This window comes from Oceanispirochaeta sp. M1, from assembly GCF_003346715.1.
Lineage (GTDB): Bacteria > Spirochaetota > Spirochaetia > DSM-2461 > DSM-2461 > Oceanispirochaeta.
Map to the genome: position 1 here is coordinate 203,463 of NZ_QQPQ01000002.1, position 26,831 is coordinate 230,293.

General features: G+C 39.8%; 23 protein-coding genes. 9 read left to right on the top strand and 14 right to left on the bottom strand.

What is annotated here, in order from left to right; all coding sequences use genetic code 11:
- A complete protein-coding gene (locus DV872_RS02065; protein ID WP_114628175.1) occupies positions 1-1,386 on the bottom strand; it encodes an ABC transporter substrate-binding protein in 1,386 nt (461 codons plus the stop codon).
- 103 nt (positions 1,387-1,489) lie between these two features.
- On the opposite strand from DV872_RS02065, the gene DV872_RS02070 reads away from it, so the two are divergent.
- Positions 1,490-2,494: a LacI family DNA-binding transcriptional regulator gene (locus DV872_RS02070; protein ID WP_114628176.1), complete on the top strand. Its 1,005-nt coding sequence runs from the start codon at positions 1,490-1,492 to the stop codon at positions 2,492-2,494.
- A gap of 22 nt (positions 2,495-2,516) precedes the next feature.
- The gene (locus DV872_RS02075) at positions 2,517-3,206 is read left to right on the top strand and encodes a glycerophosphodiester phosphodiesterase family protein (protein WP_114628177.1); all 690 of its coding nucleotides are present in this window, start codon (positions 2,517-2,519) and stop codon (positions 3,204-3,206) included.
- 10 nt (positions 3,207-3,216) lie between these two features.
- Here the strand turns inward: DV872_RS02075 and DV872_RS02080 are convergent, their stop codons facing one another.
- Together DV872_RS02080 and DV872_RS02085 are read right to left on the bottom strand one after the other, a co-directional pair.
- On the bottom strand, positions 3,217-4,266 hold the full coding sequence (locus tag DV872_RS02080) for a uroporphyrinogen decarboxylase family protein (protein ID WP_114628178.1): 1,050 nt from the start codon (positions 4,264-4,266) through the stop codon (positions 3,217-3,219).
- Between the two features lie 12 nt (positions 4,267-4,278).
- Positions 4,279-5,259 (bottom strand): fatty acid desaturase, encoded by a 981-nt coding sequence (locus DV872_RS02085; protein ID WP_158546785.1) that lies wholly within the window; start codon positions 5,257-5,259, stop codon positions 4,279-4,281.
- Positions 5,260-5,536: 277 nt separating this feature from the next.
- On the opposite strand from DV872_RS02085, the gene DV872_RS02090 reads away from it, so the two are divergent.
- Positions 5,537-6,583 (top strand): uroporphyrinogen decarboxylase family protein, encoded by a 1,047-nt coding sequence (locus DV872_RS02090; RefSeq protein WP_114628180.1) that lies wholly within the window; start codon positions 5,537-5,539, stop codon positions 6,581-6,583.
- Between the two features lie 73 nt (positions 6,584-6,656).
- On the opposite strand, the gene DV872_RS02095 is transcribed toward DV872_RS02090, so the two are convergent.
- From DV872_RS02095 to DV872_RS02150, 11 genes are all read right to left on the bottom strand, one after another.
- On the bottom strand, positions 6,657-7,538 hold the full coding sequence (locus DV872_RS02095; protein ID WP_114628181.1) for an AraC family transcriptional regulator: 882 nt from the start codon (positions 7,536-7,538) through the stop codon (positions 6,657-6,659).
- Between the two features lie 177 nt (positions 7,539-7,715).
- Positions 7,716-8,741 carry an ABC transporter permease gene (locus DV872_RS02100; RefSeq protein WP_114628182.1) on the bottom strand — a complete coding sequence of 342 codons (1,026 nt, stop codon included), beginning with the start codon at positions 8,739-8,741 and terminating at the stop codon, positions 7,716-7,718.
- Position 8,742: 1 nt separating this feature from the next.
- On the bottom strand, positions 8,743-10,239 hold the full coding sequence (locus DV872_RS02105; protein WP_114628183.1) for a sugar ABC transporter ATP-binding protein: 1,497 nt from the start codon (positions 10,237-10,239) through the stop codon (positions 8,743-8,745).
- A 24-nt stretch (positions 10,240-10,263) separates the two neighbouring features.
- Positions 10,264-11,232 (bottom strand): substrate-binding domain-containing protein, encoded by a 969-nt coding sequence (locus tag DV872_RS02110; protein WP_114628184.1) that lies wholly within the window; start codon positions 11,230-11,232, stop codon positions 10,264-10,266.
- Positions 11,233-11,456: 224 nt separating this feature from the next.
- A complete protein-coding gene (locus DV872_RS02115; protein WP_114628185.1) occupies positions 11,457-12,869 on the bottom strand; it encodes a sigma-54 dependent transcriptional regulator in 1,413 nt (470 codons plus the stop codon).
- Positions 12,866-14,989, bottom strand: coding sequence for an ATP-binding protein (locus DV872_RS02120; RefSeq protein ID WP_114628186.1), 2,124 nt, complete (start codon positions 14,987-14,989; stop codon positions 12,866-12,868). Before DV872_RS02120 ends, DV872_RS02115 begins: the two co-directional genes overlap by 4 nt.
- Positions 14,990-15,841, bottom strand: a complete 852-nt coding sequence (locus DV872_RS02125) for an AraC family transcriptional regulator (protein WP_114628187.1) — start codon at positions 15,839-15,841, stop codon at positions 14,990-14,992.
- 509 nt (positions 15,842-16,350) lie between these two features.
- On the bottom strand, positions 16,351-17,241 hold the full coding sequence (locus DV872_RS02135) for a carbohydrate ABC transporter permease (RefSeq protein ID WP_114628189.1): 891 nt from the start codon (positions 17,239-17,241) through the stop codon (positions 16,351-16,353).
- A 1-nt stretch (position 17,242) separates the two neighbouring features.
- Positions 17,243-18,148 (bottom strand): carbohydrate ABC transporter permease, encoded by a 906-nt coding sequence (locus DV872_RS02140; RefSeq protein ID WP_114628190.1) that lies wholly within the window; start codon positions 18,146-18,148, stop codon positions 17,243-17,245.
- A gap of 62 nt (positions 18,149-18,210) precedes the next feature.
- Positions 18,211-19,515 carry an ABC transporter substrate-binding protein gene (locus DV872_RS02145; protein ID WP_114628191.1) on the bottom strand — a complete coding sequence of 435 codons (1,305 nt, stop codon included), beginning with the start codon at positions 19,513-19,515 and terminating at the stop codon, positions 18,211-18,213.
- A 306-nt stretch (positions 19,516-19,821) separates the two neighbouring features.
- A complete protein-coding gene (locus DV872_RS02150) occupies positions 19,822-20,589 on the bottom strand; it encodes a DeoR/GlpR family DNA-binding transcription regulator (protein WP_114628192.1) in 768 nt (255 codons plus the stop codon).
- Positions 20,590-20,830: 241 nt separating this feature from the next.
- On the opposite strand from DV872_RS02150, the gene DV872_RS02155 reads away from it, so the two are divergent.
- The 6 genes from DV872_RS02155 (at position 20,831) to DV872_RS02180 (ending at position 26,645) form a co-directional block, all read left to right on the top strand.
- Positions 20,831-21,769 (top strand): carbohydrate kinase family protein, encoded by a 939-nt coding sequence (locus DV872_RS02155; RefSeq protein ID WP_158546786.1) that lies wholly within the window; start codon positions 20,831-20,833, stop codon positions 21,767-21,769.
- Positions 21,756-22,937, top strand: coding sequence for an SIS domain-containing protein (locus tag DV872_RS02160; RefSeq protein ID WP_114628194.1), 1,182 nt, complete (start codon positions 21,756-21,758; stop codon positions 22,935-22,937). Before DV872_RS02155 ends, DV872_RS02160 begins: the two co-directional genes overlap by 14 nt.
- Before the next feature lie 77 nt (positions 22,938-23,014).
- Positions 23,015-24,325, top strand: coding sequence for a class II D-tagatose-bisphosphate aldolase, non-catalytic subunit (locus DV872_RS02165; RefSeq protein ID WP_114628195.1), 1,311 nt, complete (start codon positions 23,015-23,017; stop codon positions 24,323-24,325).
- A 239-nt stretch (positions 24,326-24,564) separates the two neighbouring features.
- The gene (locus DV872_RS02170; RefSeq protein WP_114628196.1) at positions 24,565-25,398 is read left to right on the top strand and encodes an SDR family NAD(P)-dependent oxidoreductase; all 834 of its coding nucleotides are present in this window, start codon (positions 24,565-24,567) and stop codon (positions 25,396-25,398) included.
- 17 nt (positions 25,399-25,415) lie between these two features.
- Positions 25,416-26,069 (top strand): TetR/AcrR family transcriptional regulator, encoded by a 654-nt coding sequence (locus tag DV872_RS02175; protein WP_114628197.1) that lies wholly within the window; start codon positions 25,416-25,418, stop codon positions 26,067-26,069.
- 222 nt (positions 26,070-26,291) lie between these two features.
- Positions 26,292-26,645: a hypothetical protein gene (locus DV872_RS02180; RefSeq protein WP_114628198.1), complete on the top strand. Its 354-nt coding sequence runs from the start codon at positions 26,292-26,294 to the stop codon at positions 26,643-26,645.
- Positions 26,646-26,831 lie beyond the last annotated feature (186 nt).

A 26,831-nucleotide genomic window follows, 5' to 3' on the forward strand; every position in this document is an offset into this window, starting at 1 on the left:
TCAGCGAACAATCAGCTGATCTTCAATCTCAATTTTCATTACCTTAATTGCATCATCTGCTGCCTGCTCGGGTGTTTTATCTCCCTGTTCTGCAGAAACCATACCTTCCCAGAATGCATCGAACCAGAGTCCGTACATAACATGATTGGGCTGATAGAAGTTATTATCCAGAAGATATGTCACATCCGCAAGAAATTTGCTCTCTTTGTAGGGTGCAAAATCACTCTGAGATTTAAGGATTCCCAGATGACCGCTTTCTACGGCATGACGGGTATTCCTTTCGGTCGTTGACATCAGAGCAATAAGACGTATTGCCAGATCCTGATGCTTATTTCCAGAAGCATCTTCACTGGATACAAGATAGACCAGAGGATGTGAGAGAGTTACCCCTTTTTCACCTCTGATTCCGGAAGGTTCATAACCAAAGCCAACGTTTGACCAAAGGGTATCTTCTCCGCCGACTGCATAGTTTTTTGCCCAGTCCGCCCACATCCAGGTTCCACCGTTCCAGAACAGAGCCTTGTTATTTGCGACAACATCATGCCAGATTTTCCACTCTGTACCTATGTACTTTCCAGGGGTTACACCTGTTGTGACTGTTTTTCTCTGAAAATCATAGAAATTTACAAGAGCATCACGATCGATGATCAGTTTATCCTGATCTGCATCATAAAATTCTCCGCCATAAGCTTTGTAGAACTGGACAAAGTCGCCACCCTTTCGAGGTCTGTGCCAGTATCCGTAACCAGGTTCAACAATTCCTTTATCCACTGCTTCTTTTGCAGTTACAAGCAGATCATCAAGAGTAAAACGACCTTCTGCCATATCTGAGGGAAGAGCAGCAATTCGTGCATCATCCCATCCCAGCATCTTCAGTTTTGTAGTACTGAAGTACATGGGACGAGCCTCAGTATCCTGTGGAATACCCCATACTTCATTCTGCCAATACGAGGACTGCCAGAGACTGTCGAAAATATCATCAAACTGGGGTGCCAGAGCTTTTACACCCTGTACTGAATCACTGACAGGAACGATATAACCGGCACGGCTCCAGACAGGAATATCTTCATGACCGGAACATACAATTGCAGGAGCTTCGCCCGCATCGGCGGCCAGAGAATATTTTTTCTTATAATTACCCCAATCACCTTCATCCAGATAGGCTTCAACTTCAACTGTAATATCGCTGCCTTCCGCCTTGAGCTGAGCATTTAACTCCTCAACTGCCTCTACAGCAAGATCTGCTCTCCAATGATTTATTCCGCCTTCTCTTGTCCAGACAGCAAGTGTTACTGTTTCAGGTCCGTCCTTTACCTCCTGAGATCCAGTCGCCATAAGCGGTAGAGACATGAGCACTAATAATAGAACCACTATTGCTTTTTTCATAAAAGCCTCCTTTTTTTGCAACTCTTTAGAAACTTATTGCATTACCTTTGCATTAGGTATATGATTACTTTACAATACATCTGGGAAATGTCAAGGTATAAAAATGGACAAGCCAATTAGACTTAAAAATATTGCGGACAAACTGGGAATCTCATTATCAACAGTATCCAGGGTTCTCAACGACAAACCGGGGATCAGTCAGAAAACTAGAGATCTCGTTATGAATGAATTGAAACAGCATAAAGATGATTTTACACCTATTATTAAGTCAACAATGCCGTCAAATGGCAGGTTCATTGGAATAATAGGAAGACAAAGAGTCGGACAGCTGGATTCTGTTTACTTTCATCATTCTACTCTTGCCTTTGATGAGACACTTCATAAACAAGGTTATCAGAGCCTTGTTATTCCTGTTTCAGAAGAGGATATGGAGAATCCTTCAGGATTAAGAGCTCTTCAGTCGGATAGCTGTGATGGTTACATTTTAAGAGGTCAGAGCCTCAGCCCCAGGTTCATAATGGAGATACAGTCACTGGGCAAACCAATTGTTCTTCTCGAAAATAACCTGACAGAGAACCGGATGAATTGTGTAGTCTGTGATGACAGGGAAGGAGCTTTCACCTTAACCGAACATTTAATAAACAGAGAATATAAAAATATCATTCATATAACAGGCCCTGAACGCTGGTATAACAACAAGCAGAGAATAGCAGGGTATACGGAAGCAATGAACAAAGCCGGGTTGGACACAATTATTCTGCAAAGAAATGATACAACCATACAAACCGGAGAAAAAGTATTTGATGACATAATAGATCTGCTCAAAGAGAGAACTGCTGTGTTTGCTGTTAATGATGCAATGGCCATCGGCCTGCTCAATCGAGCAAGACAGGAAAGAATTGAAATCCCTTCAATGATGGCAATTGCCGGTTTTGATGATATCCCATGGGCCTCTATGACCTACCCTCCTCTGACAACCACACATATTCATATTGAAAAGATGGGAGAATTAGCCGCCCTGCGGATTCTGCAGTTACTGGCCGATCCTGATTCTCCGGCCGTAGAGATGAAGATGCCTGTAGATTTAGTAATCAGAGAAACTACATGAGTACCACTTTCAGGAGACTAGGATGCTAATAATCGGACACAGAGGAGCTTCTGAAATTGCTCCGGAAAATACACTGAAGTCAATCAGAATGGCTTTGGAATCAGAAGTTGATATGATTGAAATTGATGTTTCAATCTGTAAAAGCGGAGAAGCAATTGTCATGCACGATGACAGAATCGATGCGACAACAGACGGTAAGGGATTTATCAGAGATAAGACTCTCAGGGAAATCAAAACTCTTGATGCCGGAAAGGGCGAAGAGGTACCCACTCTGCAGGAAGTGATAGATCTGATTGACAGCCGCTGTCCTCTTAATATTGAGATTAAAGGGAGAGGATCGGCTGAGGAAGTCTCCAGGATACTGGAAATAGAAATTTTAAAAAAAGGCCGCCGCTGGGATGATTTTCTCATATCCTCATTCGATCATTTCGAACTGGCAGAATTTAAGAAACTAAGAACAGAGGTACGTATATCACCCATTATCAGCTGTCTGCCCCTGGGCCTTGCTTCTCTTGCAGAGAATATCGGTGCCTGGTCTCTCAATCTGAATAAAGAGACTATCAATAAAGAAATTGTGGATGATGCCCATTCAAAGGGACTGAAAGTTCTGGTATTCACCATCAATGAGCCCGAAGAACTGGCTTTAATGGAAGAATTGGGAGTAGACGGAATATTCACAAACAATAAGTTAAGAGTCCTCTCCCTGAAATAGGAATACTCATTTAAATATCAAATGTCCCGTATTTCTCTGCCGCATGAACCAGGGCTCTCATATTGGCTTCCGGAGTAAATCGACCCATGGCACAACCGCTGGAAAGGAAGAGATTTTTTCCTCCTGTTGCATCAATAAGCTCTTTGACCTTCAGGTCAACATCATTGGGGGTTCCAAGTACAAGGGGTTCGCTGGGGTCGAGATTTCCCATTAGAACCGCTTTCCCGGCAGCAATTTTGCTTGCTTCTTTCATATCCACCTGCCAGTCCAGTTCTAGGATTTTTGCACCCGTATTCACCATATCTTCCAGTATTCCATTTGTATTCCCGCAAATATGAAGACTCCATGGAATTCCATAGTCCTGAACCTGCCTGCATAATGTCTTTTCATGCTCCCAGGCAAATTGCTTATACATAGCAGGACTAATGAGATTCGGACCGGCATAAGCATCACCGATGGAAGTAGCATGAGCTCCTGCATCTTTCTGGGCCTTGGAAAAGCTTAAACTGGCTTTTCGACACCAGTCCATTGCTTCCCAGAGAATCTCCGGATCTTCAGTCATAAGGTCCATCATTAGATTCTGGGTTCCCCTTAAAAAACAGAGCAGTGAAAATGGCCCGGGATCAGATCGTCCCATAACAAAGACATGATCGCCAATTGAATCAACCAGCCTTTCTGTGGCTTCCAACCACGCCGGGAGACGTCCATCTTTTAGAGGGTTAGGAAGCTTGAGATCTTTAACCTGTCTTAAATCACTTACAAGTGGATTATGCTCATCAACAATTGCCGGTTCATCAGGATTGTCAAAAATAACTCTGGCCCCGCAGGCTTCAGCCAGAGAAGCATCATCTATATCGATAACGCAACCGTCATATCCATATTTATTCTGACTGACAATATGGCTTTCTGCCATTTTTTTCCCATTGTTATTAATGTCACCAATTTTATATCCCGCTGTTTCCGCTGCAAACATAAATGTTTGTGGAACCACGGGAACTCTATCAGGTGTTTCAAAGTTCAATACAGCCTGACATCTCTCAAGACCTGTCATTTTGTTCATTTTGTCCTCAGCTTATTTCTTTTCGATTTTTTTTATCTGTATCCATGTTTTAATCACTCCTTCAGGAGCCTCGGGCAAGTCGTGTTCTATAAGAGTGTGCAGTTTACCCAGATTATAGAATGGAACAGCTGCATACATATGATGCTCAATATGGTAATTCATATTCCAATAGAGAAACCTCAAAAAAGGATTTAATAGTATTGTCCGGGAGTTTAAACGGTAGTCAGAGACATCCCCTTTCATCCCTTTGTGCTGAGTCGGGTTTAGAAGATATAAAAATCCAGAACCATAGAATGGTGCCAGAGACACGATGAGAGGTATTGTCCAATAGCCAAAGTACAAACTTGCCCCAAGAATAAGCAAATGACCGAGAAGAGTAATCCTCGCCCAGTTGATTAATTGCTGACGCCCCTTAAAACCGTCACCCGGAAAAAGAGACTCCTTCCACTCAGCACTAAATGATCCCAATCCGGTATACATTTTTCCTTTAACAATTCCCAATGAAAGTATTAGAGTTCCGAATAATGTTTCGAGAAACCCCTGAGGATTAACAAACCCTCTGAGAATAAACTCCCTGGCAGACAATTCAATAGGCAATGAGACTTCCTGGTCAATATCTTTATGGAGAGTATAGAAATGATGTTTCCTATGGCTTTCGCTGAAAAAGACATGATTGTTCCAACTGAGAAAACTAAACAGTCTATAAAAAAAACTGTTCAACTTCTTTGATTTGAACACTGTATTATGACTCAGCTCATGAAATCCGTTAAGGATGAATGAAAAAAGAACACCGTGAACCATAAAAACAATACATATAAGAATCAACGATAAATTCTGAATACTCCAGAAAGCGGAGAAACCTGAAACACAGAGAAAAAAGAGAAATCCAAGAGTATGAATAAGCCCCCTTAAATTGCTTCTCCTGGTTAAGTTCTTAAAGACTTTTTTCTCAACGGGTGTTTTATACCAGTCAATTTTTTGCTTATCAGACATATCACAGCTCCTATATATATTCATTATTACAGTGGTACAGGAGTATAACAATTATACTATTTGATATTTTCATATGTTTTTTTGATATCCTGAGGAAGGTTGAGCAAACATCTGTTTGATTGTTTTTGTATGACCGGATCAATCCGAAAAAGAAGTGTTTGTAACAAATGAGCCATAGAGATCCTTGAAAATATCAAAAATGCATATAGAAATATCAAAAACGTAAATATACCCAAGGTTCTCCCACATGTAAAATAAAGAGTAATCGGAGGTTATTATGAAAGAAATGACAAGCTTAGAGAGATGCCGGGCTGTTTTGGATCACCAGATACCCGATAGAGTTCCTGTTGTTCCGCAAACATTCATGTTTGCTGCAGAAACAGCCGGATTCAAAATCGGAAATATAAATAATAACGGAAAAAAGATGGCCGAAAGCCATATAATAAGCCAGGAGAAATACGGCTATGACGGTTGTGTTATTGATATGGATGACGCCTCATTAGCCGAGGCATGCGGAGCAAAGGTGATCTTTGACAACCCCGATGAGCCGGCTATTATTGATGAGCACAATCCCCTGGTAACAGATCTCCGGCAGTTCAAGGATATGAGACTTCCTGATCCTTTAAAGGATGGAAGGCTGCCGGCCTGGCTGGAAGCAACTGATGAACTCATTACTGCTATTGGAGACAGGGTGTTTGTAATGGGACGATCGGATCAGGGACCTTTTGATCTTCTCTGTCTTCTCAGGGGAACGGAAAACCTGATGATGGAATTGATTACAGAGGATCCCGAGGTTATATGGGATGCTCTGGACTGGTGTCGAAAAGCCAGTTTCCGCTTTTCTAAAGCACAGAAAGATGCAGGAGCTCATGCGACTTCCATCGGTGATGCCTATGCCGGTCCGAATCTCATCAGTCCGGCTATGTACAAGCAATTTGCCTGGGAGCATGAAAAGACATTATGCGAGCAGGTTCAAGACTATGGAATCCCATGGAGTCTCCATATTTGCGGGAATACCAATGACATTCTTGAGGATATGGTCAATACAGGTGCCAGAATACTGGAAATTGACTGGCAGGTCGATATAAAGAAGGCCTCTGAAATTGTGAATGGGAGATCTGTACTCATGGGAAACATTGACCCAAGTGATCCCCTTGTTCATGGCAGCCCTGAATCGGTTGATCAAAAAGCTCGGGAAATAATCGAAGCCACCGGAGGAAGAAATCTTTTTCTTTCAAGCGGTTGTGCCATGGGTCGATTTACTCCAGAAGCCAATATGAGAGCCCTGGTTCAAGCTGCAAAAAAATACGGAACCTTCAACTGATCTATGATTCCAGGGTAGTTTTTCTGAAAAAAGGAGGGCCACCCGGAATCAGATAGTTCTAAGTGAAGGGCTGTCAGTAATTTTTGGGGGAAGTTCCTGTTAATCCACGGAACCAGCTGCTGAAATAGGAACTTGAATTGAAACCGCAATAGACAGCAGCATCCTGAACAGAACCCCTGGCAGTCAAAAATTGCCTGGCAGCATTTAAACGCTTTTCGTTATGATATTGTTTTGGTGTTTTTCCAAATGTATCCTTGAAATACCGGGATAAATGCTCCTGTGAATATCCGGCTCTACATGAAAGTTCTCCTAAATTAATGGACTCCCGGCAATGAGCTTCTATGTAGTTCCGCACATAAGCAATCCCCTTATTTTCTGACCTGACTTCGGACTGCAGCAATCGGGCAATTCGAATAAAAATCTCAAGGATTTTCTGATAAATGATCTGTGAAGAATAGGGGTCGATCCAATGCAGCTCTTTCTTAATTGATTCAAAGAGTGGTAAAAAACCGGGTGCTTTTCTGAAGATATGGAAGTCCTCTATATTGAATTCTCCAACGATACCATCAATTTCATTGTTGTATATCTCCTGGAATTGAACAGTCTTACTTTTTTCTCTTCTCAGGAGTTGATATGGCGGGATCATATGCCCCTCAGAAACAGCAATCTTCAGACCTGTCTGAAATCCCATCCAGTAGAACGATAGAACTTGATGATCATAAATAAATTCATGTACAGCACTGGGAGAGACTATGCATAAATCATCCTCTTCCAGATGTACTGGAGGTTTACCTTTAAACAACTCAATATCAGCAGATCCTCTGCTGACATATATTAATTCATAGCCAAAGTGATAATGGGAGCCAAAGTTACATTTCTCCATGGAATCGGAAAATCCAAAATGACTGAGTCTGGGCATTTCAGGCAGGGGCAGTTCAAATTGTTCCCTAGACATATTCTTTTAATTTAAAGAAGTCACAATGGAGCTTCATGCACCTTCTATCATGACTCATATAAATGGCATCTCTGATTCCCGCTTCATTTTTTATTCTGCACTCCACTTCAAGTCCCCCAAACAGAAAACCCGGACTGTCTGAACAGTCCGGGTTTTCCCTATTTTATTACACCAGTTCTATCCTATGACAGCTGATTTAATATTATTATCATTTTTGGAATCTGCCACACTGTTCAGCTTTCTATTCTCCTGAACCACATTCAGTAGAACAGCACCCAATATAAGGAATCCTTTTACTACATATTGCCAATACTCATTAATATTCATCAGAGTCATACCATTAACGACAACACCGAGGAAAATGACACCAATAAAAGTTCCTTTAACCGAACCGCTTCCTCCGTTCATACTGGTTCCACCAATAACAACAGCAGAAATAACATCAAGCTCCCACCCTCTGGCCGTTGATGCCGTACCTGACATAATCTGCGAAGAGACCATGATGCCTGCAACAGCCATCAACATTGAAGTCAAACCCATGACTGCCATTTTGATATTAGCAACTTTTATTCCACTCAAGCGGGCCGCTTCCATATTGCCACCAATTGCATAAACTGCTCGTCCAAAGGTTGTGGACGTCATAATGAAATTGACTATAAAGAAAACAACTACCAGCATAATGGCAGGGACAGGAATTCCAAGAACATACCCTCCCCCGATGAAGTTAAACCACATGGGAAAAGGAACGATGGGAAAACCGCCTGTAATAAGATTTGCAAATCCTGACAGGGCTGTCATCAACGCCAGAGTGATAATAAATGTAGGTACATTAAAGCGATTTCTGACAGAAGCACTGAATACACCTAAAAGGTAGCCCACAGTCAGGGCGCCCAGGATTCCGCAACAAACTGCCAGCGGAGCCCCGACTCCCAAAGCCAATAATGCCTTGACGATCCAGGCTGTTAAGCAACCGGTAAAAGCTACAGTAGAACCTACACTAAGGTCAATTTCTCCGGCAATCATAACCATTGTCATACCAAAAGCGATAATTCCCTGCATTGAAGTATTTCTGAGTACATTCAGAAAGTTGTCGATTGTAAAGAACCCCGGGGCTGTAAAAGATAGAAAAAGACAAAGCATAACCAATATGGAAAGCAGCATCTGTTTCTTAAAGGGGTTGTTTTTTGATATCCATTCCAGCATTTTATGCCTCCATACACATTGCGTACAATTGTTCTATTCTAAGATCTTCCGGTTTGACCTGATCGATGATTCGTCCCTGTCTCATAATTAATATTCTATGGCAGATCTCCAACAGCTCTTCCAGCTCTGAAGAAACAACAAGGGATGAAATTCCCTCCCGACTCAGATCCCACATAATCTGAAAAATCTGCTGCTTGGCCTGGACATCAATCCCTCTGGAGGGTTCATCGTAGATCATCAGTTGGGGATTGGTATTCAACCAGTTTCCAACCACTATTTTCTGCTGATTCCCACCACTCAGGGAGGAAACAGGAAGATCAGCCCTGGGAACCAGGGCATGCAGTTTTTCAATGGGACCCTTAATATAAGGCTCCTCCATTTTTCTGTTGATGTAACCACCTCGACCTCCGATCCTGTCCAGAGAGGCAAGACAGAGATTCTCATTGGTACTTAATACCTGAACAAGTCCTTCTTCTTTTCGATTTTCCGGAGTCAGTCCCATACCCAAAGATTTCATGAGAACCGGATCAGGATTTGTAATTTCTCTTCCATTGAAAATGATGGAACCTTCCTGAAGTTTATCAGCACCGAAAATGGAACGGAGCAGCTCTGTTCTCCCGGAGCCCAGCATTCCTGCAATTCCAAGGATTTCCCCTTTTTTGACAGAAAAACTAATATCAGAAAAATGTCTGTTATCAGATAGGCCCTTCACTTCCAGAACAGTTTCATCTTCAATTTTGAGATCCGATGGCCTGTGCTTCTGTTCAACATCTCCAAACATCATATGAACAATCTGTTCGGAACTGGCATCCTGCATATCTATTTTACCGATAAAATGACCATCTCGAATGACTGTCACTGTATCCGCTATTTCATTCAATTCCTGTAATCTGTGAGAAATATAGAGTATAGCTACTCCCTTCTCTTTTAATTTTCTAATAACTGTAAATAAGCTGTTCACCTCATGAGCAGCCAAAGCAGAAGTTGGTTCGTCCAGCATGAGAACCAGAGGTTTATAACTCATGGCTTTTGCAATTTCAATTACCTGCTGCTGCCCGACACTTAAATACTTAACAGCCTGATCAACAGAAATATCTACTTCCATTTCATCCAGAATACGCTGAGCTTTAGCATATGATGCCTTCCAATCAATACGGGGAATAAGTCCATCTGTTTTTACCAATCTCCCCAGAAGGATATTTTCTGCAACAGTCAAATCCGGGATAAGACTCAGCTCCTGGTATACGGTTGCAATTCCCTTATCAAATGCATCAAGTGGTGTATCCATTTTTACTTCTAAACCATCGACCCGGAGGATTCCGCTGGTCGGGTTAATTGCACCTGAAATTATCTTTATCAGAGTACTTTTTCCCGATCCGTTTTTTCCAATAATGGCATGTACTTTACCGCCGTCGAATCCGACGGTAAAGTCATCCAGCGCAACCGTACCGGGGTAGACCTTGCGCAGACATTCTGTCTGCAGCTTAAATTTTTCCATAAATCTTCCCCAGTCAGTTGTGTTTTAGTTTGTTATGGCCTTGAGGTCTACAAGAAATTTTTCAATTCCGGCAGGTTCTGCTCTATCCAATACCATACCAGGTACAATGATAGTCTCTTCAACAGGTTCACCTTTTATGGCCTTCACTGCAAACTCAACACTCTGGTATCCAATCTGAAAAGGCTGCTGACCAGTAGTTGCCTGAAGGATATTGGACTCATCCTTAAGAAAATTTGCCAACTGTTCACTAGCATCGATTCCAAATACAACGACATCTTTACCGGCATTCTTGACAGCCATTACGGCTCCAACAGTTCCTCCGTCATTGGCAGCATAAATGATATCCAGATCAGGGTTAGCAGTAAGTATATCTCCTGCTTTTGCCAGAGCATCCTCAGCCAACCATGCATCCTGCTGGGATACAACTTTAACACCGGGTAGGTCTGTGATTTCATTAAGAAAACCATTCACCCTCATGTCTGAAATTTCGGGTAAAAGAGATTTAAAGGCCAGAGTTGCCACCTGTATCTCACCATCAAGATTTCTATCAATATAGCCTCTGGCCACTTTTCCAGAACCAGAACCGAGCTCACTCTGGGAGCTGTTTACATAGGAAACGGGGAAATCTGCACCAAGGGGAGAGTTGTAAGTTATTACTTTGATCCCCTTGTCATCTGCCCTTTTCAAGGGTGCAATGGAAGCAGATTCACTTAAAGGAGAAATAACAATAGCGTCTACTCCTCTGGCAATATAAGTATTGACCAGTTCCATTTCCTTATCCTGCTTATTATTACTGTTGGCTAGAAGCAGTTCCACTCCAAGGTCATCTGCAGCCGCCTGCATCCCTTTCTGAATAACATTGAAAAACTGATCATCCTGAAATACAATCCCTGCTATAACAATCTTGTCTTCGCCTTTGTCCTTTTGTCCCTCAGCAAATACAGATGTACTGAGGATGAGTACTGCCAATGCAGCCGTCATAAGTTTTTTCACAATAAAACTCCTTTAGTTTTTTCCTGAATCAGGTATATCTCATATTGCAAGAATCATACCAAGGACACTAGCTAAATGAATATCAATTAAATATTCCTTTCCATTGTAATGATTTAATAATTAATTGATAAATACTTAATATTTTTCTTGACAGAATTCACCGGGACATAGATGTCCCATAGGGACTACAGTGTCCCGGAATAACGGGTTCTCAATGTTCCATTTTATAAGTGGATATCATAGTATTGGAGCTTTCTTGCTATTGTTTTTCTTGAGAGACCCAATTCTTCAGCGGTTTTTGTCTTGTTATTTTTATTCTTTGACATGGACTCAAGAAGCAGCTTTTTTTCATAGAATTGAGTTAGCGGAGCCAGTCGTTCCTGAAGAGTCCCCGCATTTAAGAGTTGAGGCAAAAGATCTTCACCCTCGGAAGATTTTGAATTAAGAGGCAAATCCTTGCTTCCTATAAGAGACCTGATACTTTCATCAGTAACAATATCTCTGTCCGCGAGCAGGACGGCCTGATTGATAACATTCTTCAACTCCCTGATATTTCCCGGCCAGTCATGCCTGTTCAGTGTGTGCAGAACTCTTCCTGAAAGAGGTTGAATATTTTTTCGATATTGACGATTGAAAAAATCAATAAAATTAAAACTTAGTCCCTCGAGATCTTCCTTTCTCTCTCTCAGGGGGGGGAGATGAAAATTGATAACATTTAGTCGATAGAATAAGTCTTCTCTGAATTTTCCCTGAGCGATCATTTCCGCCAAATTTTTATTTGTTGCAGCGATAATATGAATATCCACACTGATTGTATTATTCCCACCGAGAGGTTCAAAAGTTCTTTCTTCCAGGACTCTTAGAAATTTAGCCTGAATATCCAGGTTCATATCACCCACTTCATCCAGAAAAAACGTCCCCTTATGAGCCATCTCCAGTTTCCCGGTTTTATTATCTATAGCCCCTGTGAAAGCCCCTTTCCTATGACCGAATAATTCACTCAATAACAGGCCGTCAGAAAAGGCAGCACTGTTTAATCCGACAAAAAGGTTATCTTTTCTATTACCTGAATAATGGATATACCTGGCAAGAATCTCCTTACCCGTTCCGCTTTCTCCGGTTATAAGGATATTGGGTGCAAGGTTTTTTACTTTATCTGCATTTCTGAGGATTTCCTTTATTTTATGACTTTCTGTGATAATCCTTCCCGGCAGAGTCGTATTTTTCAATTCATTTTTTAATAGATGATTCTCTTTCCTCAGTTTAGAAATTTCACTGTTTTTTATGATGGAGTCCAATACTCTTTCATTCTCAAGGGGTTTTTCAAGATAGTCATTGGCTCCTTTTCTGATAGCGGCTACTGCTGTATCCAGATGAGCAAATCCTGTTACAATCAGTATGATGATATCAGGATTTTTATCTCTGAGAAGATCTATTATATCCAGGCCGTTTTCTTCGTTCTTCAGGCGGATATCCAGAATGGCAATGCTGAATAAATGTGTTTTGAGCAGCTTTACCGCATCTGATCTGTTTTCTCCATCAAAGACTTGAAATCCTTTTCTACTCAGATAAGTCTTCAAACCGTAGCGTAAACCCTCTTCATCATCAATAAGAAGTATTTTGTCTTCAATATTCATCCTTCACACCTTCTTTCCCTGGGAATTATCAGAGAAAATGTACAGCCTTTTCCCGGCGAGCTTTCCACATTGACTGAACCGCCATAATTGTTTACAAGTCCATAAACTATTGAGAGTCCCAGACCGGTCCCCTTCCCCACTGGCTTAGTCGTAAAAAAAGGATCAAATATCCTTTTAATATTTTCCGGCTGTATACCGGGTCCGTCATCAACTATTTTGATAACTAAAAAACTTTCATCATCAATTTGTCGTCCTTCTGTGATCAGCTCAATTCGACCCTGATGCTCTAAGGCCTGGACGGCATTATTTATTATGTTTATAAGAATCTGAAGAATTTCATCATCAGGAATGACAGAATTCGTATCAAGTTCTGGTGTAATAATACTGAACTGAATATCTGGATTATTTTTTAAAACATATTTCATGTAATGGCTTACCCTAGAGGGCCATGTACTGGTAAGGAGTCCCTCAGTCTGCCCCTTTTGGTTTGATCCTGTAAAATCAAATAATCCTTTTATAATATTAGCAATCCGGCGAATCTCTTTTTTTATCCAGGTTACAGAAGTTTGACTTTCCAGATCATTTTCATCAATGTGAAGATTCTCCACATTGGACATAATAGAGGCCAGGGGATTATTTATTTCATGAGCGACTCCCGCTGTAAGAATGGAAAGAGAATTAAGCTTCTCCAACTGCAGCAGCTGGCTTTCAACCTGATCTTTCACTGTAATATCTTCCAACATCAGTACACATGAATTTTCAGTAGCCCTGTCGTACCCGGTGTTTCTTAAAGGGTACAGACGGATATCGATTAATTGGCCATCATCATTTCTACTGATATAGGCAAAGTTCTGGATATCTTTTCTTTTTACGAGATTGAGATTTTCTTCCAGATGCTCATTCCAGAAAGGGATCTCCCTGACATGAGGGATTTCCATGTCTTTGATAGCAGGACAGAAATCATAAAATGCCCTGTTCATTAAGTTCAAATGTCCTGTAGCATCGACAATGGCAATACCTTCCTGTATAGATTCAACAATCTGTTCATTATAGGTTTTCAAAAAAGTAATTTCCTGTATCAGGGCAATCTGTTGGGATGAATTGTATTTGATTCTCTCTACCATACAGTTAAAATCGTTAAATAAAATATTGATTTCTGTTGCTTTATTGACCGGTTTGACCTTGGGAAAATATCCATTTTTCAAAGATGTCATAGACTGTCCTAATACCTGAACCGGCTTTGAAATAGATTTGGAAATGAATAGGCTGATAAACATTGCCAGGGCAACACAGAAGATACTGATAAGAAGAAATTGATTCTTAATGGATGTGAATCTTTGCTTCATTGAAAGATTGGGTGAAAAGAGGGCCAGTTTTATCTCTGTTTCCTTATCAATGAGAGTATCAAAGCGGGATAGATAAATATTATAGCTCTTACCGTAGAGTGGGATATCATAAAATGGTTCATCCACGACAGAGGCTTTTGTAAGAGATTCCAGTTGAACTATTTTTTCAAAATAATAGTCAGGATCAAGAGTGCCGGAAATTGCTGAATCTCCTGTATAGAGAATTATACCGGCAGAAATATTATAGCTTAGATCCTTAGAAAACTGGTCATTCAGCTCTTTAATAATATTAACCCTGAGACCGGGACTTAACTGGAGAGTACCGATCATGAAAAGTGACTGCCCACTCCTGTAATTAAAGACAGTGGGATGCCATTTTGCTTCAAAAAAAGGGATCTCCTCATAGGGAAACTCTGTAAATGGATGCCTGATATTGATTCCGACTCTCTTTTCACCATTTTTAATTATCAGGTAATCCAATTTATCCGAATGAATCATGGACATCAGATAGGGCAGAGCTTCATCAGGATTATCCAGATTAATCTTTGTTTGTCCTTCGGCCCATTTGTTGTCCACATGGATGAGATCCCGCCAGAATTGGTCTTTAAACTGTCGATAATGATTCCTAATGGTTATTAAATCATTTTCAATCGTTTTATATCCGTCTTTCTGAGAAAAATTGACCAGAGAAATCGTTAGAAAGTTGTAAGCCAGAAAAGCCTGAAAGAATACCAGAGAGACTAAAAAGAGATTTGTTCTTGTGATTAATTTCATCTATTGCTCCCTGAATTTCCCGGGAGAAATTCCCTTATTATGTTTCTTAAATAGCTGAATGAAGTATGAGATATTGTCAAAACCGCTGGAATAACAGCTTTCTGTTACAGATTCACCCCTACGTATTTTCACTTTTGCTTTTTCAAGACGCATCAGAGTGAGATAAGTAAAGTAACCCGTGCCGGTTGTTTTCTTGAAGAAGCGGCTGAAATAGGATCTGGAAAGACCGGTATAGGATGAAATTTCATTCAGGTCTATTTTTTTATTATAGTTCGTCTCCGTATAATCAATAACCATTTTGAGTAGGGATGCATTTTTACTCTCAGACCTAATTGGATTCGATTCTTTGAAGATCCTGTTAAAGATTTCAAGAATGATCTGAAGCTGTGTAAATACATCTTCATCTTCAACTTCCTTCATCTTGCCGATCATTGATTTGATGTTTTTATAGCCCTCATCCATGGAGGACATACTTTTCAGTCCCTGAAGATCATCTCCGAAAATATTATGTAGATTCAAATACTTCCCGAGTCTGGTCAAAGAAATATGCAGCACATCGAAGCTTCCAGAACCGCCTTTGAATTCAAAGGCATGCATAACTCCCGGAGGAACTACAAGAACCTCTATGTCATTCAGATTGAAGGCAATACCATCTATCCAGACCGTCCCCTCAACACCCCGGTTAACATTGATTTCAATTGTATTGTGGTAGTGTAGATGAGCCTTATGATCACTGGGAAAATGCCTCTCCCTGAGATTAACCAGTTGATCCGATGTCAGTTCATATTCCTCCTCCTGCAATGATCTGAAGACCACCTGATCAGAGGGATGGTATTTATCCTCATGTTCCATAGTTCATCAATTATCAAGGCGAAATGACAATAAGGCAACATTTATAAGCAATAAATCGAAATATACCACTCCATGAGAATAATATAATGACATTCACAGTAGGAGATATTAAATGAATCAATATCCCTTATGAATCATTTAGAGGAAAAATCTAATAAAAGTGAAGGACTCATATTTGTAAACGGCTTTGAGGGGTTTATTTATCAGGTAGTTCAAGTTGTAGAAGATCGAGGAAAGAAGTCTCTCTCTGCTACCTTAAAGAAATTTGTGTTCTTGAATTTAATTCTCAAAACATATAAAAGACTACCCCCGGGCAATTAAATCGATAATCTATCAATTACTACGCACTAGGGGTTAGCATTCCTTATGAAATACAGAAAATCATTATAATTCACCATATTCAATTATTTAATAAAATTTAATTAATCCTTCCAGATCAGAACTTCCTCCAGGTTCTTCAAGGTTTGCTTCCGATTCATTCTAGCCTCTGGGATCTGAGTAGAGAGTACTTACCCCTTCACCGAACCTTCGGTAAGACCACTGATCAAAAACTTCTGAAAGACCAGTGCCAGGATAACAGGTGGAAGACTTGTTATAACCCCCGCAGCTGCCATATTTAAATAATCTATTCCAACTTTAGTTGTAAACTCACCAAGGAGAACAGGAAGGGTTCTAGCTCTCATACTTGTATAGAGAAAGGCATACAGGTACTCATTCCAGGACGCTATGAAGGCAAAGATTCCTGCGCTGACAATTCCTGGAGCAGAAAGGGGAAGCACGATCCTAAAAAGAGACCCCAGATAAGAGCAACCGTCTATTCGAGCGGATTCTTCCATCTCTTTGGAGATACTCATAAAAAAACCTCTCATGATCCATACAATCAGAGGCAATATAAAGCTTATGTTCACCAAAATCAGTCCAAAACGGCTGTCATATAGTGAGAGGGCTTTTAAAATCATATATCCAGGGATAACAATCGCAATGGGGGGAAGCATATAACTGATCATCATTATCAATAGTGCCTGATTACGTCCCTTAAACCGTAATCTGCTGATAGCATAAGCACTGAGAACTCCTAACACCATTGATAAAACGGTGGAACCAAAGGTAATGATCACTGAATTCATAAGAGATTGAGTGAAAAAGGACATCCCCTCTCCAATGGCAGTACCTGCAGAAAAAATAGAGTGGTAATGATCCAAAGTAAACTTTGTAGGAATTTTCAGAGGAACTTCCAACAAATCAATTTTAGATGAGAAAGATGAGATAACAAGCCAGGTATAGGGAGCAAGAACCCACAAAACAATCAGTGCTACAGCTATATATAAAAATGAACTGGAAACAAATCGCTGAAGTCTCTTTTTTAATAGGTATTTTTCGGTTATTGATAATCCACTCATTTCAGGACTCCATAGAGCTTTTATAAGCTGATTTAATATAGAAGAAAGTCGGTATGAAGATAATAAGAGCCGTCAGATAAGACATAGCTGACCCATAACCGAATCTGAGAGACTTGAAGGTCTGCCAGTAGATTCTAAGAGGAAGTATATCTGTCGAATTGAAGGGTCCACCTCTGGTGATGACATAAATCAATTCAAATGTGTGCAACAAGCTCCAGATTAATTGCAGCAGACCACAGACCATAAGGATATTTTTAATAAATGGAAGAGTAATGTAGTGCCATCTTTTAAATACATTTGCTCCATCAACTTTAGCCGCTTCATACATCGCTTTTGGAACACCTTGAAGAGCAGCCAGAACCATAATGATTGTAAAGGGAGTCTCTTTCCAGACATTAGCAAGGATTACAAGAATCATAGCGCTTACTGGATTTCCCAGCCATGCCTGATATTCTTCAATCAAACCTAATTTTAAAAGGAGAGCATTCAACACTCCATAGTTGGCATTATATATCCAGCTCCACATGGATGCATTGACAATATTGGGCAGTGCCCAGGGAAGAATAATCAACCCTCGCACAAATCCTCGAAAACGAAACTTCATATTGAGAACAAGAGCAATAGCAACCCCGATGAGGAGCTCAAAGAAAACAGACGTAAAACTAAATATCCCTGTTACTTTCAAAGAATTCAGAAAATAAGGGTCTTGAAGTAATTTAATATAGTTAGATAACCCGGCAAAACCATTTGTAGCTGGTCGTGCCAGATCCTTAGAGAAAAAACTAAGAATAAATGAATAAAGAAAGGGGAATAGAAGAAATCCGAATACGATGATCATTGATGGCAGAACCAGGATTTTACCAAGATTCTCTTCTTTGCCTAATTTATACTGTATAGATTGATTCATGAAATAAAGCCCACTTTTTGAAAAAACAGGTTGTCTTAATCAGAAGACAACCTGTTTAATGATTATTTAACGCCGTCAAACTCTTTTAACAGATCAGCCATCTTGGCCAATGCCTCTTCAGCACTCTGTCTTCCTGAAAGAGAAGTTTGTATTTCAGTAATACATTTATCTGCAAAATCATCATACCAACTTAAGGTGGATAATCCCTGAACAGAAACAAGCTGCTGTTGAAACTGCAGCCAATGTGGATATTTCTCAAGTAGATCACTATCAGAAAAAACATCTACCCAGATCGGCAGAGTACCAATCTGATTGGAAAGCTTTTTATTTGATTCCTTGCTGGTCATGAACTCAATAAATTTCCATGCATTCTCTTTATTTTTGGATGCCTTAGGGATGGCATAGGCTTCGGGAAGAGTTAATGCAGCGGATAAGTCGGCAGAGGCCCCGGGAACAGTAGAAACAGCGATCTCTCCTACAACACTGGAGATTTCAGGGTTATCTGCATATGTTAATAAACCGGAAAGTCCCTGAGGCATAAAAGCTGTTTCACCTTTTAGAAAAAGGTTCATGGAAGTTTCCTGGTCATAAGTTAAGGAAGCAGGATCTGCAACACCTTCATCCAGTAATCGTTTCATACCATTAACTGCGGCCAATGTTTTTGAATCTTTATTCCAGAGGAAATTACCATCCCCATCAACGATCCGACCACCATAAGTATAAGTCCAGAAATGGAATTCATTAGCAAGAGCCCATTCTGCTTTCCAGAAAGGAGCAAGACCATATTTTATGAGTCCCCTATCCTGCATCATTTTGCTCTGTTCAATTAGTTCATCCCATGTGGTGGGAGGTGCAGCAATACCGGCTTCATCTAATATGGACTTATTATAGTAGAAAAATCTTGTATCATTATTCCAGACAACACCATACAATTTATCATCACTACCACTAAAGAGATCAACAAGTCCAGGAATCATTTCAGCTTCATATCCGACAGGCATATAGTTATCAAGAGGCTCAACCCATCCTGCATTTGTCCATTTAGCAACCCAACCATTGTCAAATTCAACAACATCATAAGCAGAACCACCAGATGCAAGTTCAGGAAGCACTTTATCAGCGACCTCATCCCAACCCAATTGAATCAGGTTAACTTTAATTCCTGTTTCTTTTGTAAATTCTTTAACCAATGCAGGATAAGCACCGATTTTATCAGCTTCATGCTGTGGAAATATAACAGTTATCTCATTATTAATTTCCTGCTTCTCACCAGAACCATCCGCAGAGTCTTGAGTTCCTGATGCACCGGCACTGACAAGACTAAACAAGGTAAACAACAGAACAATAAGCCCAAAAGTTTTTTTCATAAATTCCTCCGTTTATTAATACTCGAATAAGGAGATAGGACCCCTTACAGCCATCTTAATTATTGTAAAAATAAGAGCTTCTATTTGACCAAGAACAAAAAAACCAAAAAACCCAAAAAAAATGAATTTAAAATGATTAATTCGATCATTTTCATTTCCTATTAAGATAACAGAGTCAAAAGACCAACTAATATTTGCAATAATACATCAATAGTATCACAGATCACTCACCTGTCAAGCATTTAATGATTATTTAATGATTGACACTACAGGAAAAATGAAAGGAATTATAAAATTATGAAATGACTATATTGCGCGGATGATCTGGATACCCTGCTCTTTATAAGCTAGAGCCTTTATGTCCTCTATATCATCAGTAACAATTTTAGAAATGGACTGTAAGGGAGCCAGGAAAAGAGGGGCAATCTTATCAAATTTTGTATGATCTGAAACAACAATTACTTCACTGGCAATATTAATAACCAATCTATCGATCTGCGTTTCTGGGAGTGCATCATTTGTTAGGCCCTGTTCTAAATGAATAGCCCGGACTCCCAATATAGCCTTGTCTGCACGTAGTCCTTGCAATGCCTGTTCTGCTCCGGGGCCGACAAAGGACTGCTCTGATTGACGGAGAATCCCACCTAAAGCAATCAGAGTGATTTTGGGGCATTTGCTTATTAAATCTATTACAGGAAGAGAATTAGTGATAACAGTCAATCGTTCATGCTTGGTAATATTTCTTGCCGTTTGATAGGCCGTCGAACCACTGCTTATAAAAACGGTATCTCCATCCTGTATCAGTTTTGCAGCAGCGACACCAATGATCTCTTTTTCATAAGAGACTTCACCCATTCTTGATTCAATAGGCGGTTCGGGTGCCGCAGAGGGTAAGACTTGTACTCCACCGATAATCCGTTTAACTTTTTTCAACTCTTCAAGTTCGGCTAAATCTCTTCTGATTGTTGCTTCACTCACTTTAAAGTAAGTACATAAGTCTTCAACACTCAGTTCTGTATGTTCATTTAGATATTCAACAAGAGCTTCCTGTCTGATAAATGCTTTTCGGGACATAATCTACCTCAGTGTTGTTTTATACATCTATGATATAAATATGTGAATATGTACGTCAAGCATATTTTGATCAATTGAATTATCTAATCTACTTTATTTAGCGTTAAAAATGATTTTGACTAAATGAAAATTAGATTTTTATTATATAAATTACAAAACCCTATCTTGGGCAATCATATTTTACTCATATCAATCATTATATGATTGACCAATATTGATTTCAATCATATAATACATGCTTATGAAGAATAACTATAACATTTTATTTTGCGGTGACATCAATGTTGACCTTGTATTTGGAAATCTCAGTCACCCAGTCCAGGATGATAAAGAAGTGTTAGCTGAGACATTCTCTAAAACTGTTGGTAGCTCTGCAGTTATTACTGCAGCAGCCTTTGCATCTTTAGGTGGTAAATGTGTTGTCTCAGGTTTACGTGGAAATGATGAAAATGGCTTATTTATGGATTCCAAAATGAAAGAATTTGGAATTGACACCCGACTAGTCCAAATTAGCGATTCAGTGAAAACTGGAATAACTGTAAACTTAAATTATGGTCGCAGCAGATCTCAGGTCACCTATCCTGGAACTATCTCAGAATACACCGGTCCTGACCTGGGTATCTCATACAGTCAATTTTCACATGTCCATTTCACTGGTATTTATCAGCAAACTTCATTTCTTCCAAATCTTGTAAGAGTTATCAAGCACCTGAAGGAACAGGGTTTGAAAATATCACTGGATACTCAATGGGATGCTCAAGAGAAGTGGGAGTATCTGGAGATTCTTTACCCTCTTCTTGATGTCCTGTTTATCAATGAAGATGAAGCCCTTTCTATATCTAATTCACTGTCAATTCATGAAGCAACATTGTTTTTCAAAAACAGGGTTAAAATGACAGTTCTTAAAATGGGTGCCCAGGGGGCTTTGATAATAACAGAGAATGGAGAGGATTTTATTCCCATTTATCCGGCGACAGTTATAGATACTATTGGTGCAGGAGATACTTTCTCTGCAGCATTTATATATAGCCATGAAGTCTTAAATAAAAGTTTCATTAAATCAGCTCATTTTGCTTCAGCAGCTTCAGCAAGAAGTTGTCAATTTCCTGGAGGTGTTGAAGCCAAATCATCATATACAGATATTATTAATATATTGGAGAGTCATAATGTACAGTTTTAAAGAGTTGCTTAATTTGCCGGAAGAAGAACAAATAAACTTGGGTACTATTTTTACTGCAAATGAAATAGCACAACAACCTGAAATATGGATAAAAACATCTCAGATTGTTATTCAGAATAGAAAGGAGATAAAAGCATTCCTCAGCAAGAGTGGTGTATATTCTGAGAATGAGATGAATATTTATCTGACAGGTGCTGGTTCTTCCGAATTTGTTGGTAATGCGGTGGCCCCCTTCCTGCAAAAAGCATTCAACAGACCTGTTACTTCTGTTCCAACAACAGATTTTATTACCCAACCCGACTATTATTTAATGAATAACAAGAAGAACCTTGTCGTGTCCATTGGCCGCTCAGGGAATTCTCCTGAATCAGTTGCGACATACAATAAAACAAAAGAATATAATCCCTCAGCTATGCAAGTCAACCTTTGTTGTAATAAAGATAGCGAAATGCTTCGGTTAACAGAGAAAGATGAAAATACGTTAAATATTATCCTCCCAGAAGAAACCAATGACAGTTCTTTAGTTATGACCAGCTCATATACCAGTATGGCTTTAGCTTTACTTGCTCTCCCTTTCTTGGATGATGTGGCAAAATTTGAGAAGTATACTCAAATGGCTTCAAAGGCTGCTCAAAAGATACTTGAAAATGACACAGAAACAGTACGTACATTTATATGCCGAGAAACTGATAGAATTCTCTACCTAGGTACAGCAGAACTAAAAGGTTGTGCCCAGGAGTCAAGATTGAAATCTCAGGAAATGACGGACGGAAGAATTTTGTCAGATTTTAATTCTTATCTGGGTTTACGCCATGGTCCGCAGGTATTTGCTAATAAAACTTCACTTGTCATTGCATATTTATCATCTGATCCTAAAAGGCGCTTGTTTGAAATAGATCTTCTAAAGGAAATGCAGGAGAAAGAGCAGGGAGCTGATTATCTTTTTGTTTGCGATAAAAAAGACAAAGCAATCCAGTCTCTCAAAGGTCAGATTCTTGAAGTATTTCCAGGAGGAGACTCCCTTCCCGATGCATTCAATATCCTCCCTTATGTTTTAATCGGACAGTTGAATGGTTTATTTAAAAGTATTCAAATTGGACATAAACCAGACTCTCCCAGCATCTCCGGCACTATAAATCGTGTAGTCCAGGATGTTTCAATCTACTAATAATATCAGTTCCTACTTCTGCACTTACATAAATGGAGTAGGAATAGAAAATATAAAATCTACTCAAAGGACCTGATGTGACAGCTGTTAAAGAATTTCTTCACATATTAAAAGAAAATAAATCCGGAAAAAAAGTCGGTATTTACTCAATCTGCAGTTCCCACCCTGAAGTAATTAAAGCCGGAATGATTCAAGCTACAGATGATAATTCTATACTTTGTATTGAATCGACCTCGAATCAGGTTGACCAGTTTGGTGGTTACACAGGTATGACACCGGATATGTTTATCACTTATGTTAAAGGACTTGCAGAAGAGCTTGCATTCCCCACCGATAAGCTACTATTTGGGGGAGATCACCTGGGGCCGAATGCCTGGCAGAACCTTACAGCAGCAGAGGCAATGATGAATGCCAAAGACCTCATTTCCGCTTACGTCAAAGCCGGTTATCTGAAAATCCACCTTGATACAAGTATGTTCTGCTTGGATGATCAGGGAGACAGACAAAATCCTCTATCTGATAAAGTAGTGGCCCTCAGAGCTTCAGAATTATGCATGGTTGCAGAGAAGACCTGGAAGAAATACATGGAAGGTCCTTCACAATTGCATTATATCATTGGAACAGAGGTTCCGGTTCCCGGAGGAACAGACGGAGCAGAAAATGAAGTGACAGCAACAAAAGCTCTAGATGCACAGTCTACATTTGCTATTACAAAGAAAGCCTTTATTAAGCTTGGGCTAAATGAAGCATGGAAGCGAGTTGTTGCATTGGTTGTCCAGCCAGGTGTCGAGTTTGGAGATGAGAATATATTTCAATACAACAGAGAAGCGGCAAAGGATCTGAGTAACTCCATACAAGATTTCGGTATTTTGATATTTGAAGCCCATTCAACAGATTATCAAAGTAAAGAAAACCTAACCCATCTTGTGGAAGATCATTTTTGTATTTTAAAAGTTGGCCCCTGGCTTACATTTGCCTATAGAGAAGCCTTATTTGCTCTGGAAGAAATAGAACGAAAAATCATTGACCCGAAAAAAAATCAACTCTCATGTTTCCAGGAAGTTCTTGAAAAAGTGATGATAGAACAGCCAAAGTATTGGAAAAAATATTATTCTGGTGATGAGACAGAACAACTATTTAAGCGATGTTACAGTTTTAGTGATAGGAGCAGATATTATTTAAATGATAACCGTATAAATGACTCTATCGAGAAACTCAAAGTTAATTTGAATAGTAAAGGAATTCCTTTATCTATTTTAAGCCAATATATGCCTTCTCAATTCACGGCAATACTGAAGGGAGCTATATCGAACTCAGTGGATGAAATTATTCACTCTAAAATAAGAGATGTTCTAAAAATGTACTCCAGTGCATGTGGGTATCAATAATCAAACACACCCTTTTACTCTATGTTTTGGAATATGAATTATTCTGCGCTGGTACTGCCCTTCACTTTGTTTTTATAATGATTACAAAAGTAATATTTTCCTAGTAATTGAATTTTGAAGAGAGGCTTCAAACAATCCGGTTATTATTTACAGTTAAAAGACACATCGTCTCTTGACTGGAGACACGACGTTTCTTATATTATTAGCATAACTAAAGTATATTAGATGAGGTTAATTATATGAGCAAAGAAAAAGTAGTATTTATCACCGGTGCATCAGCCGGTTTTGGACATGATACGGCAAAAGAACTATTACACAGAGGCTATAAAGTTTACGCCACGGCCCGGCGTCTTGAACCGATGGCAGACCTGAAAGAACTGGGAGCCAGGCTGATCAAGGTAGACGTCACAAAAGATGATGATGTACGGAATGCCGTCGAGCAGATTATCAGGGAAGAAGGCCGCATCGATATTGTCTATGGCAATGCAGGGTACGGTACTTATGGAAACATAGAAAATATATCTCTCGAAGAGATCAAGTACCAGTATGATGTGAATCTATTTGGACAGGCCCGGATCATTCAGGCAGTACTTCCCCATATGAGGAAAGTACGTAATGGCCGGATCATCCTCACGGCGTCTCTGGTCAGCCATCTATCCACGGCGGGTCTGGGCTGGTATGCATCCACAAAACATGCCTTATACGGTATGGGAACAGCTCTCCGGCAGGAAGTGAAGGGCCTGGGAATTGATGTGGTCATGATCCATCCGGGAGCTGTTAAAACGGAATTTGCCAATATAGCCGTTGAGACAATGGACAAAATTGATTACCCCGATGACTACCGCCTGCTGATGAAAGGCTTTAGAAACAATATTGTCAATTCCAATGAGACCAGCCCCGGACCGGAAAGCACCGTCAGGGCCATGGTTACCGCAGGAACAGTCAAAAAACCGAAAACAACATATGACACCACCCGGGATGCAAAGGTACTCAAGAGAATCAAGACTCTCCTGAGTGATAGAATAATGGACAGCCTCGTGCTGGGAATGTACAGAAAGGCCGCGGCTGAGTGATCTGTTCAGGGGTGAATATGAGTTGGGAACGGGCACGAACAGATGAACAGAAAGAAGTCAGAATCCGGGAGATTCTGGAGACGACCCTTAATCTATACAAGAGCATTGATTATGACAAAATAACCTTTGCTCTTATTGCCAAAGAAAATAACTCGGCCCGTTCCAATATTTATAAGTATTTTGAAACTAAAGAAGAGATCTTCATGGAATACCTGAGTAGAGAGATTGCATCCTGGTCGACCAGTGTCTGTGAGGATTATAATTCAGGAAAGATGAATGAGATAAAAAACTCCCTGGAGTTTGCAAGATACTGGTTTGAGAAATTCATGACCTACCGTACCATGGTGGAAATACTGAATCTCTTATATACGACTCTTGAAAAGAACGTATCCCTGGAGGCTCTGAGAAAAATAAAGAGAAGTCTCTTCAAGGTCATTTCCGAGCTGAGGGGGGTTCTCATACACACAGGAGTATTCCAGGGATCACAGGCCGTACAGGATTTCCTGGAAGCGACTCTCTCCTTCAATATGGGCTTCTTTCCCCTTCTCAATATGACAGAGAAGCAGAAGGAGGCCATGTTGCTGGAAAATCTGCCAATTGATGAATCAAGAGTTGAAAACCTCTACATCAGAACCCTATCTTCCTTCATTGACAGCTATAGGCAGAGCTGAAGGATTTATACTATTCAACCCTCTGAATGATTATCTGAAAGAGCTGCAGATTAAAAGGAATGACAGCTAAAGAATTTGGGAGTAATCTAAAGAAGCTGAAAAATTGATTCAGTTTGTGATCGAATCTCTGGGAGTGGTCAACATGCGACAATCTCGTAATCTATGAGGAATTTCCAAATAAAAAATATTTCCATTCGAACAAAACTCTGGATATTAACATCAATGCTGGTAGTTATTACAATCATAGGTGTGACCGTTGTCTCCTCCAGAATTACAACCAATTTTATCACCGAGAAAGCAAAAAGAGATCTAACAAGCAATACCCAAATGTACTCTCAACGAATAGAATTTATCTGTAATGAAACAGCTGTTTTTTCCAAAATGGCGATCTCAAATAAGGGGATTCAGGACTTTTCAGAAAATATAAAATACTGGAGTTTTTCAGAAGACCAGGAGATTAAGAGATTACTCATAGACTTTATAGCTCCCCGTACTTTCATCGAGACAATGAATTTCTATTATGGAGCCTCACAGCTGTCCAAGATAAAATTGCTTCATAAAAACAGCCCCATTTGACCATCTGAAAAAAACATTGATTCTGCCATTGGTTTTGGCTTATTCAACCATAGCCAGATATCTTTTTTCATGAACAATAGAATTGGAATCACAGCCATCAATGAGCCTACAGTCCATACCGAAGACGATGAATCTGAAAGATATTTTAGAAGTAAAAATGAAATCATGGCTATCCATATTTGCATT

Bases quoted from the DNA above. Each gene is read 5' to 3' on its own strand.
- DV872_RS02065 (WP_114628175.1), bottom strand. From the start codon at position 1,386: ATGAAAAAAGCAATAGTGGTTCTATTATTAGTGCTCATGTCTCTACCG.
- DV872_RS02070 (WP_114628176.1), top strand. From the start codon at position 1,490: ATGGACAAGCCAATTAGACTTAAAAATATTGCGGACAAACTGGGAATC.
- DV872_RS02075 (WP_114628177.1), top strand. From the start codon at position 2,517: ATGCTAATAATCGGACACAGAGGAGCTTCTGAAATTGCTCCGGAAAAT.
- DV872_RS02080 (WP_114628178.1), bottom strand. From the start codon at position 4,266: ATGAACAAAATGACAGGTCTTGAGAGATGTCAGGCTGTATTGAACTTT.
- DV872_RS02085 (WP_158546785.1), bottom strand. From the start codon at position 5,259: ATGTCTGATAAGCAAAAAATTGACTGGTATAAAACACCCGTTGAGAAA.
- DV872_RS02090 (WP_114628180.1), top strand. From the start codon at position 5,537: ATGAAAGAAATGACAAGCTTAGAGAGATGCCGGGCTGTTTTGGATCAC.
- DV872_RS02095 (WP_114628181.1), bottom strand. From the start codon at position 7,538: ATGTCTAGGGAACAATTTGAACTGCCCCTGCCTGAAATGCCCAGACTC.
- DV872_RS02100 (WP_114628182.1), bottom strand. From the start codon at position 8,741: ATGCTGGAATGGATATCAAAAAACAACCCCTTTAAGAAACAGATGCTG.
- DV872_RS02105 (WP_114628183.1), bottom strand. From the start codon at position 10,239: ATGGAAAAATTTAAGCTGCAGACAGAATGTCTGCGCAAGGTCTACCCC.
- DV872_RS02115 (WP_114628185.1), bottom strand. From the start codon at position 12,869: ATGAATATTGAAGACAAAATACTTCTTATTGATGATGAAGAGGGTTTA.
- DV872_RS02120 (WP_114628186.1), bottom strand. From the start codon at position 14,989: ATGAAATTAATCACAAGAACAAATCTCTTTTTAGTCTCTCTGGTATTC.
- DV872_RS02125 (WP_114628187.1), bottom strand. From the start codon at position 15,841: ATGGAACATGAGGATAAATACCATCCCTCTGATCAGGTGGTCTTCAGA.
- DV872_RS02135 (WP_114628189.1), bottom strand. From the start codon at position 17,241: ATGAGTGGATTATCAATAACCGAAAAATACCTATTAAAAAAGAGACTT.
- DV872_RS02140 (WP_114628190.1), bottom strand. From the start codon at position 18,148: ATGAATCAATCTATACAGTATAAATTAGGCAAAGAAGAGAATCTTGGT.
- DV872_RS02145 (WP_114628191.1), bottom strand. From the start codon at position 19,515: ATGAAAAAAACTTTTGGGCTTATTGTTCTGTTGTTTACCTTGTTTAGT.
- DV872_RS02150 (WP_114628192.1), bottom strand. From the start codon at position 20,589: ATGTCCCGAAAAGCATTTATCAGACAGGAAGCTCTTGTTGAATATCTA.
- DV872_RS02155 (WP_158546786.1), top strand. From the start codon at position 20,831: ATGAAGAATAACTATAACATTTTATTTTGCGGTGACATCAATGTTGAC.
- DV872_RS02160 (WP_114628194.1), top strand. From the start codon at position 21,756: ATGTACAGTTTTAAAGAGTTGCTTAATTTGCCGGAAGAAGAACAAATA.
- DV872_RS02170 (WP_114628196.1), top strand. From the start codon at position 24,565: ATGAGCAAAGAAAAAGTAGTATTTATCACCGGTGCATCAGCCGGTTTT.
- DV872_RS02175 (WP_114628197.1), top strand. From the start codon at position 25,416: ATGAGTTGGGAACGGGCACGAACAGATGAACAGAAAGAAGTCAGAATC.
- DV872_RS02180 (WP_114628198.1), top strand. From the start codon at position 26,292: ATGCTGGTAGTTATTACAATCATAGGTGTGACCGTTGTCTCCTCCAGA.